Origin of the sequence: Desulfobacter hydrogenophilus (genome assembly GCF_004319545.1) — a bacterium.
Classification (GTDB): Bacteria; Desulfobacterota; Desulfobacteria; order Desulfobacterales; family Desulfobacteraceae; genus Desulfobacter; species Desulfobacter hydrogenophilus.
In genome coordinates this window covers 2,492,611-2,507,349 of record NZ_CP036313.1, presented here as the reverse complement: position 1 = coordinate 2,507,349, position 14,739 = coordinate 2,492,611, and the positions used below count along the sequence as shown (strand labels likewise).

Genomic DNA, 14,739 nt, shown 5'->3' with positions numbered 1-14,739 from the left:
ATTTTATTATAAAACGTAAACGCTTAACCCCATCTGCAATATAGGGACTTTGTGATTCCAAGGTCCTAAGAGATCGTGGTATCCCCCCCCCCTTGTTGCACTGAATATTTTTTCCAGACTATTGAAGAGAGATCAGCGGGATTTTTCTTTAATAAGCCAGTCGATGATGGCATCCGGATCCGGTTGGACGGTTGAGACCGAGGCGGGATCATGGGCCGACTCAGGGTCAGGATCTCGTTGGCGAGATGTCGACGGCGCGGCAGAGGTAGGTGCGGGCATTTCAGGTGCAGGTGTGTTACGGGCCGATAGTCCGGAGGGCGGGTCCGGAACCCGGGTCATAAAATCGGCCTTATGCATAATAGAGATTTCTTTAAGGAACTCATCCATATCGGCAGTCTTGTCGGGTTTGGCGGCAATTTGTTCAGAGGGAGTCGGCGGAACAGAAAGGGTCCGGGAATAAAAGAGATAGGCGATGCCCACAAGAAGAATGGCTGCGGCCAGGGTGGACAATGCCCTTGTCGGCCGCCTGAACCTTGGAGCGACCGGCGGCGTTTGAGAAACCGACGCCGGTTGAGAGACAGCCAGCGGCACCTGGGGGATTTCCAGAATACCCAAGGCCTCCTGGAAGGTATGGGCATCAACGGTTTGCATATCTTTTGCGTAGGCGGCAATCATGGCCTGATCGCAGGCGATATTGATGCGCCGGGGGAAGCCCTTGGTATACCTGTGTACTTCCCGGACAGCTCCGGGGATAAAAATTCTATGTGTTGCACCGGCCAACTCAAGGCGTCTATTGATATAGTCCCGGGTCTGTTTTTCTTCCAGAGGGGCGAGCATGGCATGGACATCCATCTGCTCTTTCCATGAACGGCCCAGGGTTTCTTCCATGACTTGGTGGAGCTCCAACTGACCGGCGAGGATGAAAGTGAGGGTATTGTCCGGCGCAAATTTGGCCCAGGAAGGAAGCAGTGCCAGGAATCGCTCCGGCATCAAATGAGCCTCGTCAATGATGATCAGACATTTTTTTCGGGCCTGGTGTCGGCGGCTCAAAAAGGCTGACAGTACCGGTTCAAATTTTTCTCCTTCCCTATAAAACGCATCAAATCCCAGGCCCTGGGCAATGGAACGAAACATATAATGGAGCTCAATGCTGGGATCGGTGATATGAGCCACGGTGGTCGTTTGGGGCAGGCCATGACGCAGTTCATGAATCAGGGTGGTCTTGCCGGTGCCGATATCTCCGGTAAGGACCAGCAACCGCTGGGGGCCGTCAATGCCGCGTTTAAGAAGGTCTAAAGCCCTGGCGTGGGTATCACCCAGCCACAGGAAGCTATTATCCGAACTGAGCTGAAAGGGTTTTTTTTTCAGATTAAAATGGGTACGGTACATGGCATGCTCCCCTTAGGACCACAAATCTTATAAATTAAACAAAATTACTTGCCCTTTGGCTCAATTTATTTCATTTGCGGTCCTTAATTGGCCTGTTCCACTATGCCGGGATCAGAGGATCTCCTTGATGGCATTCAGCAGGGGGTTCTTTTCCACAGGCTGAAACGTTTCTTCAAAATAGCCGTTTTTACGGTATTTTTTAACGCAGTCATACTGTTCCCATCCTTTGAGGGGGTAGTCCAGGTCTACACTGTTCCATTTCGGATGACCGTTTTGTTTGAGCCAGTCCAAATTTTCGTAGACAATGTTAGCAAATTCTCCCACGGCGTCGCAGTTATTACGCCTGAAATCAAAGGAAACCAGCACGGCCTTGACCGCAACGGTGGATACGGCTTGACTCTGCCATGGATAGGTACCGGCCGGAATCTGGGCCATAGGATAAAATTCGGTAATGCTCTTGTTGCCGATGGGCATGATGTGAAGGTCGTCCCCGGCGGTAACTTGCTCGGAAAAAAGGGCCACGGGAAATCCAGCCACGTAGAACATGGCGTCGATGGTGCCTGCCTTGAGCATGGCCAGAGCCTTGTCCGTACCCACAGTCAGAGTTTGGGCGGGCTTGATGCCTGAGACCTCAAAAAGAAGCTTGGCAGTAAGATAGGTGCCCGAGCCTTCCTTGCCCACGGCCACCCGCCTGTTTTCCAAGTCATCAAACGACGCAACGGAAGTTTTACCCAGCAAATGGACCTCTTCGTTATACAAAGGGAAAACCATTTTAATTTTTCTTGCGATGAGCTTTAGGACTTTATTGGATTTCACCTTAAGCACAAATGCCAGGACATCGGACTGAACAATACCCATCTGGGTCTTGGGACGCTGGTACACGGCATATACATTTTCCACGGATCCCCGGGAGTTGTATACATGGATATTATATCCGTATTTTTTGCCCAATTCCATCAGGTTCAGGCCGAATTGGAAGTAAGTACCTTTTGTACCGCCGGTGATTATTCCCAAGTCCGCGGCCGATGATGTGCCGCACGTGGTTGTACAGATCAGGATACTCAATACCAGAATGAATTTGCGAATCATAATGTCCCCCATAATTTGTACCGGCATCGGACCAGGTAAAAGTTATGTCAGACGATGTACTTTCGCCAGCCGATATCACAGCCACGGGCCAACTTGATTTTTGACCGCGGCATGGCCATAACGAAAGTTAAAAGTGACAACCCGGGTTTGCCGGCGACTTTTTTATAAGAAAGTCTGTATAAGCTACTCAGAGCTTTCAATTTTTATTATGGGTTGAGTCTGGGCATTGATAGACCAGATCAGCCCATTGCTGTTATAACAATCGTATCGGATACTTTTTCTTATCGGAAATGGTCTACCAAATTGAAGCACAAAGTCAAGGAGCAATACCGTGTTGAGAAGGAATAATTGAATAGTCTGATACAATTCACGAAAAATTATGAAAAAAATGTGCGGATTATCTAAAAAATACCCTTGACTTGCCAATAAATAGGAAAAAAATGTGCGATCGGCGTGACCGGTCGATATAGTAAATGGGCGCGACATATACAATTAGGGGTGGCTATTAAGGAACGTATTGTGGCGGGAGGAGATCATTTCAAAGTCTCACTCACTGATCACCTTGGTGGCAACCTAAAATCCGGTGCATCTGTGGCAGATTTAATTCTGACCATGAGCCTGAATGGTTTATGGCAACGGTATTTTCTTGTTTTTGTGACAGGGATTTTAAAAAATATCCACCCCCAGCGAGGGTGGTCTCAGGAAGCCCCCAAAAAGGGGGCCTGAGAAAAATTTACAACTATATACCTAGATAGGCTTCTTTAATGTGGGGATTGCCTAAAAGTTCATCGGCCTTGCCCTCCAGGGCAATTCTGCCATGTTCCAGCACATACCCCCGGTCTGACAGGCGCAAAGAATGGTTTACGTCCTGTTCAACCAGAAGCACGGTGGTGCCCTGGTCGGCAATTTTCCGGATGGTCTCAAAAATGCTGTTGACCAACACCGGAGCCAGTCCAAGAGACGGCTCATCCAGCATCAAGATTTTAGGCCGGGCCATAAGCCCCCGGCCAATGGCCACCATCTGCTGCTCTCCGCCGGACAGGGTCAGGGCGGTTTGATTTTCCCGCTCTTTCAATCTTGGCAACATCTCATATACCTGGGCCAGGGTCTCTTCTTTGTGCTTATCGGCTTCCTTATTATAGGCACCCACAATGAGGTTGTCTTTTATGGTCATCAGGGAAAAAAGTCGGCGTCCCTCCGGGACATGGACAATGCCATGATTGACGATCTGTTCAGGGGGCAGGGTGTGCATGGAACGGCCCTTAAAGAAGATTTGGCCGGAAGACGGTTTCATCAGCCCCGAAATAGTGCGAAGCAATGTGGATTTTCCAGCGCCGTTGCCGCCGATAATGGACACCACCTCACCTTCTTCAATGCGCATGGACAGATCAAAAATAACCTGGACATCCCCATAGCTGACATCAATATTATTTACCTCAAGAAACCCCATATTCATCCCCCAGATATGCTTTGATCACATTTTCGTCGGACGCCACTGTTTCAGGAGTTCCTTCTGCGATTTTTTTCCCGAAATGGATGACAACAATACGATCGGATAACGCCATGATGGCCCGCATGATATGTTCAATCACCAGAATGGTGACGCCCTGCTCACGCAAAAACCTTATAATCTCAACCATTTCATCCACCTCAGCCGGCCGCAGGCCCGCCATCACCTCATCCAGAAGCAACAGTCTGGGCGCTGTGGCCAGAGCCCTGGCAATCTCCAGGCGTTTTCTGTCTGCAATGGTTAAATCCGATGATTTGGCATCCTTTTTATCGTCAAAATTAAGCAATTTCAGCACGTCAATGGCCTTGGCCTCGGCTTCCCCCCTGCTGGACGTGTTGACAAAGGCCCCCACCGTAACATTATAAAGTACACTTTTGGACGCAAAGGGTTTCACGATCTGAAATGTGCGGGCAAGCCCTTTTTTGCACAGATCCCAGGGCTTTTGCCCATTGATCACCTGCCCGTCAAAAATCACCTCACCTTTTGTGGGAGGAAACACTCCTGCAATGCAGTTAAATGCCGTGGACTTTCCAGCACCGTTGGGACCAATGACACCCAAAATTTCGCCTTTTTCCATGGAAAGACTCAAACTGTCCACCGCCGTAAGGCCGCCAAACTGTTTGGTCACATCCTTTAGTTCAAGAAGATTCATTTATCCCCTCCTTTGATAAAGCCATCGGCCATACGGTTTACCACCCTGTCGTATATCCGGGTTAAAGGTTCCTGCAGTCCCCGAGGTTGATAGATCATCACAAGAATGAGTACAACACCGTATATGACCAGATGCATCCCGGGCAGAATATCTCCGAAATAAATTCTTGACAGGTCACTGACCGGCCGGAGCAGCAGTGCCCCCAAAACAGGACCTGCAATGGAGCCCCTGCCGCCGATTAACGCGATAAACGCAATCTCAAAGGATATATCAAGAGAAATCGTACTTTTAGGATGAATAAACAAAGAGAACTGGGCATAAAAAGTCCCGGCAAGGGCGGTAAAAAAGCAGCTTAACGCCATGGCAATCACCTTGGCCCGGGAGACATTGACGCCAAGCGCCTGGGCCGCTTCGGGCTCCTCTCCACCGGCGGTCAGGTAATATCCCAGTTTAGATCTGGAAACCGCCCAGGTCAGCAACAGAATAATCATCAGCATGGTCAGGATAATGTAATAATACGGCACCTTGGATGAAAACATAAAATCAGCCCAACCAATATTTAACGGCGGAATCTGCAACCCCCGGGGGCCATTAAGTTTGAACGGCCCCAAGTACTCTATGTTCTCAACCATAACGCGTACGCCTTCGGCAAAAGCGATGGTTGCCAGGGCAAAGTAGGCCCCGCGCATTTTCAAGGTAGGAAGCCCGATGACCATGCCGGCAGCAACCGCTAAAATACCGCCAACGAACATACCGAACCAGGGACTGATTCCGTACTGGAGGGAAAGCACCGTTGAGGTATATGCGCCGATACCCAGAAATACGGCATGCCCCAAAGGCAGAACGCCTGCAAACCCGCCCACTATGTTCCAGGAGGTGGTTAGATAGGCGTAAAAAAATATCAAAACAATAATATGCAGCCAGGTGGGACTGCTGATGACGGCCGGCAATGCCAGCACCAGAATCAGCACCGCCCCGAGCAGCACCTTGTTAATGGTATCCTTGACCACCTGGCGAGCCAGGGCAGACCTGTCAAGAAAGGCGTCGTCCGTCTCGTAAGGGGTGTTGTTGCCCCCTGTGTCTGTCATGGGTTTACCAGTCATATTTTACTCCGAACAATCCTGAGGGTTTAACAAAAAGGACCAGAAGAAACAGACCGTATACAATGGCCTCCGTCCACGTGGCGGTCATGAACTGGGGCCCCACCGATTCGATGATCCCGACAATGATCCCGCCGATGATGGCCCCGGGAATGGAGCCAAGCCCGCCTAATACCACAATGATAAATCCTTTAATATCAAACAGAACGCCCACGGAAGGAAAGGTGTTGTAAAAGGGAACCAGGGTGACGGCGGCAATGCCGGTTACTGCCGATCCGAGCCCAAAGGCCATGTTGTATATCTTGTACTGGTTAATGCCGGACAGACTGGCCGCATCGCGGTCAAGGCTGCATGCTCTGATGGCACGCCCTGTACGTGTTTTCTGAAAAAAGTAGTATACGCCAAAGGCGGTTGCCACAGCGGTAATGGCCCCCCACAACTTGGGAACAGAAATAAATAACTCCCCGAATTCTATCATTTTGCCCTGAAGCGGATTCTCGGGAAGGGAGCGGTATTGTGGACCAAAAATCATCAGGGTCAGATTATCCAGCACATACCACACCCCGGTGGTGACGATAATCACCGTACTGGGCTCCCGGACATCTTTTTCCGCTTTGAAAATTGGCTTTATCACAATATCCTGCAGATAGTATCCAAACACATACATGACCGGAACAACTACAACCAGGGAAAGGTAGGGGTGAAGCCCTGACAGGACAACGGTCCAGTAGGCCACGTACATGCCGACCATCAAAAGGGTCCCGTGGGCAAAGTTGACCACCTTGAGGACCCCGAAAATGATGGTCAACCCCAGGGCGGTCAGCCCGTAAATCGAGCCCATAAGGATGCCGTTGATTGTATCTTCAATTAAATAGATCATTCTTTTCTCCGGACGGTTATGTCCCGCTTTAAAAAGAGGGTTGCCTTTTTAAAGCGGGACATTGGGATGGGCGATTTTATGGTTTGGGAAAAACTGGCGTGTATCCGGCGCGTCTGGCGCTTTTGGGCCATACGGTAATTCTTTCAAGACCGTTACCCATATCATTAATCTGTACAATAACTGGTGACGCATGGGAATTTTGACCGCTTTCGTCAAACTCAACAGCATCATAACCCACGATCATGCCGGCACCCGAGGTGAGGTTGGTTTCGGCCAGGGCTTTGCGTATGGCATCTTTGTCGAAGCTTGCGGCACGTTCCAGGGCATCTTTGATCACGTACATGGAGAGATAGGCGTCCACAGCCTCGCCAGTGAGGTTATAGCCGTATTTGGCCTTGTATTTTGCGTTGGTCTCTTTGGCACCGGGCTTGTTGATGTCGGCTTCCCACTCCACAATATCAAAAAGGTATTGGGCATTCTTACCCACAGCCTTGATAAAAAACGGATCAGCATGTCCGCCGCCGGTGGCCACAATGGCTTTTAAGCGTACCTTGTACTCAGCCAGTGTGTTCGTCAAAAGGATGGCGTCCGCGGCATTGGAAACCAGTAAAAGCACATCTGCCCGGGAACGTCTGATCTTCTGAACCACAGGGCTCAGGTCGGTGGCGGTGGAAGGATAGGGTTCGTCCATTACCACCTCATATCCGTCTTTCTCAGCCAGTTTTTTCCACTGGCTTGCCATGCCTTTTCCCCAGTCGCCATTTTCATAAACAAAGGCAAGTTTTTTAACGGGTGTGTTGAATTCAGCCTGCATATCCTTTAAAAAGGCGAACTGATCCCGGGTCCACCAAGAATCCTTGGCAGCAATCCGGAATACGTTTTTAAACCCCTGTTCAGTGATTTTGTCGGACACGGAGACCGGAACAATAAAAGGCACCCCGTAGCGTTCAGCCACGGCTGTGGTGGGATAGGTTACCGCAGAGTTCCAGCATCCGGTGAGAACGTTGACCTTTTCGGTATTAATCATCCGTTCAGCCTCGGATACGCCTTTTTCCGGCTTGGATTCGGAATCGGCATAGAGCATTTCAAGTTTGGCGCCTCCTAAGGATTTGATGCCGCCGCCGGCATTGATCTCCTCAACGGCCATCTCCCTTGCATTTTTCCCCTGCTGCCCCACAGAGGCCGAGGGACCTGACAAAGGGATAATGTTGCCGATCTTGATGGTTGTTTCTTCTGCCGTGGCAGGGCCTGTAAACATAAGTCCGCTGATTAAAAGCCCGGCGGCGGCCGTTGCGGTCCAAAAACGATTAAATTTCATCTTTTCCTCCTTTTGGATGTTAAAATAGTGCGCAAATCATTAAATCTTTCGCACGTGGTTTCATAAACGTAATAATAGGGCATGAGCAAGGCGTGTGCCAAAAGCTTCGAATTGTTGAAAATCAAGAGGCCAATAATTTTGATCTTTTAATTTACCACGAAGTTCACGAAGAACACGAAGGGTTAATGTCTTCGTGTTCTTCGTGGTAAAAAAAGCGAAAAAAAAGAGTTCAACTTTATAATCTGAATGAGTCGTTCGAAATCGGTTGAGAGTCGGTGAGCGCTTTCTCTGACCTCCAAAGTTAAAGAATGGCTTGAAGTCAACCAAAGTTGACGTCGTCAATTATAGTTGACAGACAGAGTCAACTTTTGTCCCGTTTTTTTAATCGTTTGCTTAGCGCCTGCTTTGAGAGCCCCAAAAGCCTGGCTGCCTGACTTTGATTATGATTGCTACGTTCCAGGGCCTGGTCAATGGCATATTCGGTCAGCGCTGCCAGGGTGGGAAACCCACCCATTAAATCTTCCAGGGTGATGCCAGGGGTGGCCGCGGCATTGGCGGCTTGGGACTGGGAGACGGTTGAAACATCTGTCAGCCGATCCAGAATTGTGTCAACACGAAGACTTGTGTCCGTACTTTGTGCCACGGCATCATAGATATAGGTTTTCAACTCCCGGATATTTCCCGGGAACGGGTGGGCTGCCAGAGCAGCCGAAAACTGTTTTCCGGTCTCAACAACGGGTTTGCCCATGGCTTTAGCGGCCTGATCCCTCAGATAGGCGGTAATCAGGGGGATATCCTCTTTGCGTTCCCGCAACGGCGGAACCTGGATCAGATGAGTGGAAAGCCTGAAAAAAAGATCGGACCTGAACTGGTCCTGATCTACAGCCGCAAGGGCATTGCGGGATTTATTGGTTGCGGATATAATCCGCGCCCGGCAGGTCCGGGGCCGGTCCGATCCCAGAGGGTAAAAAATCCCCTCCTGGATTAACCGCAACAGCTTGACCTGGGAGGCGGCAGAAAGGTCCCCGATCTCATCTAAAAACAGGGAACCGCCCGCCGCCTTTTCCACCAGGCCCTCCCTGTGTTTATCGGCCCCGGTATAAGCGCCTTTACTGTGACCGAAAAGCGTGTCTGAAAACAGGTTGTCATCAAGTCCGGCCACATCCACCGTAACAAAAGGGCCGCCAAGCCCGGATACGTCATGGATGGCGCGTGAAATAAGCTCTTTGCCGGTGCCGGTTTCGCCAAGGATCAAAATCGGCTCCCGGCTGGTGGAGATGGACTCAATATACTGGAAAAGACCGATCATTGTGGGATTTTGGGTGATAATATCCTGGAAATGTTCCGGATATTTAAGATTCCGATTAAAGGAAACCCCTTTAAGGGTGAGAACCTCATTCCTCAATGCGCAGATTTCCAGGGCATTTCGCAGTGCCGAGGCAAAGGAGTTCATGTTGATGGGTTTGACCAGATAGTCATGGGCGCCTTGCTTCAAACATTCAACAGCACTTTCGATCTCGGAATTGGCCGTGATAATCACCACTGGAATGTGGGGATGGGTCACCCGGAGCTCTTTTAAGACCTCAAGACCGGATTTGTGAGGCATATTCAGGTCAAGAAAAAGGACACACACACCCAGGTCGGCCATCACACCAGGCAGCCGTCGACTGTCCTGGACCTGAACCACCTGGTTGACGCCCATGGAGGTGAGCAAAAATCCGTACGCATCCAGTTCTGATGATTCATCGTCCACCAGAACCACCGGAACCTTTGAATGGCTGAAATTAATCATGATTCTTTTTGTTGTCCTTTTGGGTGTTTTCACCAAGGGCCAAAGGGAGCCAGATCCGGAACATGACACCCATGGACCGATTTTCTACATGAATATTACCTTTCATCTCCTTTTCCACGATCATTTTGGCCATGTACAGGCCAATGCCGGTGCCTGTAGCTGTCCCCTTGGTGGTAAAATAGGGCGTAAATATTTTTTCCATCAAATGAGGGGGAATCCCACAGCCCGTGTCTTGGATCTCCAGACAGATTTCTTTGCGGTTCTTAAAAACAGCCAGGTTGATTAACTTGTGAACCGAACGGTTCCGGGAGTTGGCCTGACGCTCATTGATAGCATCTTTTGCATTGGAAATAATATTAACCAGGACATGAACAAATTCATTCTTATACCCCCAAATAGGCATGGAAACCGCCGGGTCGTCCAAATCGAGATCCAGGGTGATATTATTCTGTCTTAACTGGGGCTTGACCAATTTGATGGCACTTTGGATCGCATCCATGATTTCAAAGGTGTGTTTATTTTTGGACGGCCTGAAATATTCCCTAAAATCGTTGATGGTTCTTGACATAAACTGAATCTGGGCATCGGACTCCCGGACCAGTTTTTCAATGAACGCGGCAGAAATCATCTGGTTATAAAAAGCCGGGGTCAAGGAGGCAATATACGATGACAGGGCATTCAGCGGCTGGCGCCACTGATGGGCAATGGCAGACAGCATTTCACCCATGGCTGCCATTTTCTGTGCCTGGCGCAGGTTCTGCTCGGCATTCACCCGTTTTGAAATGTCCCAGATGCTGTACACTTTGACCATTTCCCGGTCCAGTTTCAACGTTGAGATCCCGATCTCGACCGGGAACTCCGAACCATCCGCCCGGTTGAATGTCCATTTAAACACATCGGATTTACCCAGCGCGTGAGACTGCTCAAGCTGGGTCAATTTCAGCTTTGTGGCAGTACCGTCCATCTGGGTATTAGGGGAGAGATCCAGCATGGTCCGGCCGATAATTTTATCTTCGACAAGCGCAAACATATCCAAGGCCTTTTGATTACATTCGATATAGATCCCGTTTCTTGTGAGCATAATGGCGTTGGTGGCCATATTAAAAAGGGTCCGATACCGGGTCTCAAGCTCTTTTCTGCGTATGATTTCCCCTCGCAGATCTTTATCTTTTCCCGATACAATGGCCTCAAACCTGTTTTTGGAGATAAACAAAATCAAGGCAGATCCGCCCACAGTGAGAAACAACAGCAGGGCCAGAATACCTAAAATTTTCAGGACCATGGCCATGGCAAAAAGCATGTCCTTGTTTTTGGCCAGGGCCATGGCCTCTTCCTGATCCACGTTGGTACAAAGATACCATCCGGTATCCGTAAGTTTGTGAAAACTCAGCATTCGATCCCTGTAGGAGAAAGAGCCCGCATCCCGTCCGGGAAAATATGAACCGAAGGTTGAAAGGCCGGGATCGGATTCCTGAATTTTGGTGTTCATCATCAGGCTTTTGTTCTGGTGAACCAGCACGGTGCCCTGACTGTCAATGATAAAGGCAGACCCGTATCTGCCGATACGCAGATCCATGACCGAAGCCTGCAGGGTATCTAAAATGATATTGGCACTTAAAACTCCGACCACCTGCTCGTTATGGACCAGGGGTACCACGACGGCAATAACCATCTTCCAGAACCCCGCATCCATAAAAGGCCGGGTTAATGTCAATTTTTGTTCTTCCATGGCCCGCCTGTACCAGGGACGGGTCCGGGGATCATAATCAGCCGGTGCATGCCACTTGGCCCCATCTATCATGGTGCCGTTAAAAAGCCCCAGATAAACATCGGAAAAATCCCCGGCGGCCATGGTCATTCTTAAAATGGGCCTTGGATCCTGCCCCTGGGTCAAATAGAGATCCTCCAGGGTGCGCGCCAATGCATCGACGAGCTTAAACCGATGGTCCAGCCACATCTGGACCATCTTGGCCGCCTCTTTGGTCAGGGCCTGCTGGTGACGTTCCACCGTGTGCCGGCTGATGGTCTGGGTGTAGGTATAGGTGATCCCCCCCAGAACAAGAATAATCGCCACCAGGATGGACGCCAGCACTATGTTTATTTTAAGCGTCATGGGGCGATTATTCCTGTATTATATTAGATACCTGCCATACACATGTATTTGATTTCCAGGTAATCATCTAACCCATATTTTGAGCCTTCCCGGCCGTTGCCCGACTCTTTGACACCACCAAAGGGGGCCACCGGGTTGGAGATAATACCGGAATTGATGCCCACCAGGCCATATTCCAGTTTTTCTCCGATGCGCCAGCTTCTGCCCAGATCCCGGGTGTAAAAATAAGCGGCCAGCCCAAATTCCGTATCATTGGCTTTACGGACCACTTCTTCTTCCGTATCAAACCTGAAAATCGGGGCCAGGGGACCAAAGGTTTCCTCTTTGGCCACCCGCATATCATCGGTGACATCCGCAACAATGGTGGGCGCAAAAAAACTGCCGCCCAGGGCATGGCGTGTGCCGCCGATCAGGATTTTTCCGCCCTTGCTCACCGCATCGTTGATGTGACTTTCCACGGTTTCCACAGCAGCCATATCGATGAGCGGACCCTGCTGAACCCCGTCATCAAACCCATTGCCCACCTTAAGGCCTTCCACAGCCGTTGTCAGCTTCCGGCAAAATTCATCATACACACCGGCCTGGACATACATCCGGTTGGCGCACACACAGGTCTGACCCGAGTTGCGGTATTTGGAGGCCATGGCGCCTTCCACGGCGGCATCAATATCTGCATCGTCAAACACGATAAACGGGGCGTTTCCGCCCAGTTCCATGGAAAGCCGCTTCATGGTACCCGCGCAGTCCCTCATCAATTTTTTACCCACCTGGGTGGAGCCGGTGAAGGTCAGTTTGCGGACTGTTGCGTTGGCTGTAAGTTCCCCGCCAATGGCCGAAGAGGAGCCAGTCACCACATTAAACACCCCGTTGGGCACCCCGGCCTGTTGCCCAAGTTTTGCAATGGCCAAAGCTGAAAACGGGGTGGCTGTTGCCGGCTTCACCACCATGGTACAGCCGGCGGCCAAAGCGGCACCGGCTTTTCTGGTGATCATGGCGCTGGGGAAATTCCACGGGGTAATGGCGGCCACCACGCCCACAGGCTGCTTGATTACCACCAGGCGCTGGGAGGCCACGGTCTGGGGGATCACATCCCCGTATACCCGCTTGGCTTCTTCGGCAAACCATTCAAAAAAGGCGGCGGCATAGGCGATCTCTCCCTGGGATTCCACCAGGGGCTTACCCTGTTCCGCGGTCATGATCAGGGCTAAATCTTTCTGGTTTTCCATAAGCAGGTCATGCCACCGTCGAAGGATAACCGAACGTTCCCCGGCGGTTTTGGACCGCCAGGCATCCAGGCTTTCATTAGCCGCATCAATGGCCCTTTTCGTTTCATCCGCCCCGCAAAAGGGAACCGTACCAAGCACCTCTCCTGTGGCAGGATTGGTCACGTCAACAGTTTTGCCGCTATCTGCGTCTACCCACTCATCCTGGATAAAACATTGTGGGCATAAAAGATCCGGATTTTTTAATTTTAACATGTTAATTCCCTTTGTTAGCCGGCCAGGCCAGTCAGGCCCGCTTCCATTATATCAAGCCCCTTTTGCAGCTGATCATCTTCAATGACCAGGGGCATCAACACCCGGATAACATTGCCTTGAATACCACAGACCAGAGAAATCAAACCGTTGTCAAAACAGTACGCAGACAACTTTTTGGCTGCATCCGGGTCAGGGGTGCCGTCGGCATGGACAATGGTGTATCCCCGCATGGCGCCAATACCTCTGATCTCACCCACATGATCAAATTTTTCTATCCAGGCGCCAAAGGTCGCACCCAGCTTTTCGCCGATGACTTGCGCCTTTTCCAGAAGATTTTCCTCTTCAAAAATATCCAGCACCGCATGGGCAGCGGCACAAGCCACGGGATTGGCACCATATGTGCCACCCAGGCCACCGGGATGTACGGAATCCATGATCTCTTTTCTGCCCACCACCGCGCTTAAAGGCAGCCCCGCAGCAATACTTTTAGCCACGGTTATCAAATCCGGTTCCACGCCAAAATTCTCAACGGCAAACATCTTGCCGGACCGGCCCATGCCCGACTGAATTTCATCAGCAATAAAAACAATGCCTTGATCTTTACAAAACTTTGCCACCTGGGGCAAAAAGTCCGCGGGCGGGGCGATAAACCCGCCTTCGCCCTGGATGGGCTCAATAACAACAGCTGCGGTATTTTCGGGATTAATACCGGTGATAAAAAAATCAGTAAAGGCCTTAGAATCGCCAAAGGGAGCCCGATACACTTCAGGGGCCAGGGGGCCAAACCCGCATTTATAAGGCTTTACCTTGGTGGTCATGGCCATGGTGAGATAGGTACGGCCATGGTAAGAACCGTCAAACACCACAACGCCCTGTCTTTTGGTATAATAACGAGCGATTTTCACCGCGTTTTCAACAGCTTCGGCACCGGAGTTAACGAAAAGGGCTTTTTTGTCAAAGGTGCCCGGAGCGATCTTACACAACCGATCGGCCAGGCGCACTGCAACATCATAGGGATTCACCATAAAGCAGGTATGGGTGAATTTTTCGGCCTGGGCTTTAATGGCCGCCACCACCTTGGGGTGACTGTGCCCCACGTTCATCACGGCAATGCCGCCGGCAAAATCAATATATTGTTTACCTTGAACATCAGTGATTATGGCGCCTTTGGCCGAATCAACATAGCAAGTGGTACCGGAGGCATGGCCGTTCGGAATCACCTGGTTTCTAAGGGTCTGAATGTCATCAATACAAGTCATTTTTTATCCTTTCTGACTTTTTATCGGGTTGAGCACAAATACGACAAGCAAGCACAGCAGGATTCGTGCCTGGATGTGAACTCATTTTAAAAACCTTTTTTTCAGTAAGGATCAATTTTACACTCACTATAAGTCATGACCCCCAGTGAAACTGGGGGC

General features: G+C 50.3%; 12 protein-coding genes. 1 reads left to right on the top strand and 11 read right to left on the bottom strand.

From position 1 onward, the window contains the following. Positions 1-132: 132 nt before the first annotated feature. Entirely contained in the window at positions 133-1,389 is a 1,257-nt protein-coding gene (locus tag EYB58_RS11045) for an AAA family ATPase (protein WP_111960344.1), read from the bottom strand. Positions 1,390-1,500: 111 nt separating this feature from the next. Continuing rightward, complete coding sequence (locus EYB58_RS11040) at positions 1,501-2,478, bottom strand: TAXI family TRAP transporter solute-binding subunit (protein WP_242637627.1); 978 nt, start codon at positions 2,476-2,478, stop codon at positions 1,501-1,503. A gap of 519 nt (positions 2,479-2,997) precedes the next feature. Here EYB58_RS11040 and EYB58_RS11035 point away from each other — a divergent pair. Beyond that, positions 2,998-3,204 (top strand): hypothetical protein, encoded by a 207-nt coding sequence (locus EYB58_RS11035; protein WP_111960348.1) that lies wholly within the window; start codon positions 2,998-3,000, stop codon positions 3,202-3,204. A gap of 13 nt (positions 3,205-3,217) precedes the next feature. Here the strand turns inward: EYB58_RS11035 and EYB58_RS11030 are convergent, their stop codons facing one another. The 9 genes from EYB58_RS11030 to gabT form a co-directional block, all read right to left on the bottom strand. Continuing rightward, the gene (locus EYB58_RS11030) at positions 3,218-3,928 is read right to left on the bottom strand and encodes an ABC transporter ATP-binding protein (protein WP_111960350.1); all 711 of its coding nucleotides are present in this window, start codon (positions 3,926-3,928) and stop codon (positions 3,218-3,220) included. Next, on the bottom strand, positions 3,915-4,640 hold the full coding sequence (locus EYB58_RS11025; protein WP_111960352.1) for an ABC transporter ATP-binding protein: 726 nt from the start codon (positions 4,638-4,640) through the stop codon (positions 3,915-3,917). The genes EYB58_RS11030 and EYB58_RS11025 overlap by 14 nt, the downstream gene beginning before the upstream one ends. Continuing rightward, complete coding sequence (locus EYB58_RS11020) at positions 4,637-5,743, bottom strand: branched-chain amino acid ABC transporter permease (RefSeq protein WP_111960354.1); 1,107 nt, start codon at positions 5,741-5,743, stop codon at positions 4,637-4,639. The genes EYB58_RS11025 and EYB58_RS11020 overlap by 4 nt, the downstream gene beginning before the upstream one ends. Then, positions 5,733-6,620 (bottom strand): branched-chain amino acid ABC transporter permease, encoded by an 888-nt coding sequence (locus tag EYB58_RS11015; RefSeq protein ID WP_111960356.1) that lies wholly within the window; start codon positions 6,618-6,620, stop codon positions 5,733-5,735. Before EYB58_RS11015 ends, EYB58_RS11020 begins: the two co-directional genes overlap by 11 nt. Positions 6,621-6,696: 76 nt before the next feature. Continuing rightward, entirely contained in the window at positions 6,697-7,938 is a 1,242-nt protein-coding gene (locus tag EYB58_RS11010) for an ABC transporter substrate-binding protein (RefSeq protein WP_111960358.1), read from the bottom strand. 361 nt (positions 7,939-8,299) lie between these two features. Further along, positions 8,300-9,730: a sigma-54-dependent transcriptional regulator gene (locus EYB58_RS11005; RefSeq protein WP_111960360.1), complete on the bottom strand. Its 1,431-nt coding sequence runs from the start codon at positions 9,728-9,730 to the stop codon at positions 8,300-8,302. Continuing rightward, positions 9,723-11,843, bottom strand: coding sequence for a cache domain-containing protein (locus EYB58_RS11000; protein ID WP_111960362.1), 2,121 nt, complete (start codon positions 11,841-11,843; stop codon positions 9,723-9,725). The genes EYB58_RS11005 and EYB58_RS11000 overlap by 8 nt, the downstream gene beginning before the upstream one ends. A 23-nt stretch (positions 11,844-11,866) precedes the next feature. Continuing rightward, positions 11,867-13,321 carry an NAD-dependent succinate-semialdehyde dehydrogenase gene (locus tag EYB58_RS10995; protein WP_111960364.1) on the bottom strand — a complete coding sequence of 485 codons (1,455 nt, stop codon included), beginning with the start codon at positions 13,319-13,321 and terminating at the stop codon, positions 11,867-11,869. Positions 13,322-13,335: 14 nt separating this feature from the next. Continuing rightward, positions 13,336-14,580 carry a 4-aminobutyrate--2-oxoglutarate transaminase gene (gene gabT, locus EYB58_RS10990; protein WP_111960366.1) on the bottom strand — a complete coding sequence of 415 codons (1,245 nt, stop codon included), beginning with the start codon at positions 14,578-14,580 and terminating at the stop codon, positions 13,336-13,338. Positions 14,581-14,739 lie beyond the last annotated feature (159 nt).

Excerpts from the sequence above, each read along its gene's own strand:
- EYB58_RS11045 (WP_111960344.1), bottom strand. The coding sequence starts at position 1,389 with ATGTACCGTACCCATTTTAATCTGAAAAAAAAACCCTTTCAGCTCAGT.
- EYB58_RS11040 (WP_242637627.1), bottom strand. The coding sequence starts at position 2,478 with ATGATTCGCAAATTCATTCTGGTATTGAGTATCCTGATCTGTACAACC.
- EYB58_RS11030 (WP_111960350.1), bottom strand. The coding sequence starts at position 3,928 with ATGGGGTTTCTTGAGGTAAATAATATTGATGTCAGCTATGGGGATGTC.
- EYB58_RS11025 (WP_111960352.1), bottom strand. The coding sequence starts at position 4,640 with ATGAATCTTCTTGAACTAAAGGATGTGACCAAACAGTTTGGCGGCCTT.
- EYB58_RS11020 (WP_111960354.1), bottom strand. The coding sequence starts at position 5,743 with ATGACTGGTAAACCCATGACAGACACAGGGGGCAACAACACCCCTTAC.
- EYB58_RS11015 (WP_111960356.1), bottom strand. The coding sequence starts at position 6,620 with ATGATCTATTTAATTGAAGATACAATCAACGGCATCCTTATGGGCTCG.
- EYB58_RS11010 (WP_111960358.1), bottom strand. The coding sequence starts at position 7,938 with ATGAAATTTAATCGTTTTTGGACCGCAACGGCCGCCGCCGGGCTTTTA.
- EYB58_RS11005 (WP_111960360.1), bottom strand. The coding sequence starts at position 9,730 with ATGATTAATTTCAGCCATTCAAAGGTTCCGGTGGTTCTGGTGGACGAT.
- EYB58_RS11000 (WP_111960362.1), bottom strand. The coding sequence starts at position 11,843 with ATGACGCTTAAAATAAACATAGTGCTGGCGTCCATCCTGGTGGCGATT.
- EYB58_RS10995 (WP_111960364.1), bottom strand. The coding sequence starts at position 13,321 with ATGTTAAAATTAAAAAATCCGGATCTTTTATGCCCACAATGTTTTATC.
- gabT (WP_111960366.1), bottom strand. The coding sequence starts at position 14,580 with ATGACTTGTATTGATGACATTCAGACCCTTAGAAACCAGGTGATTCCG.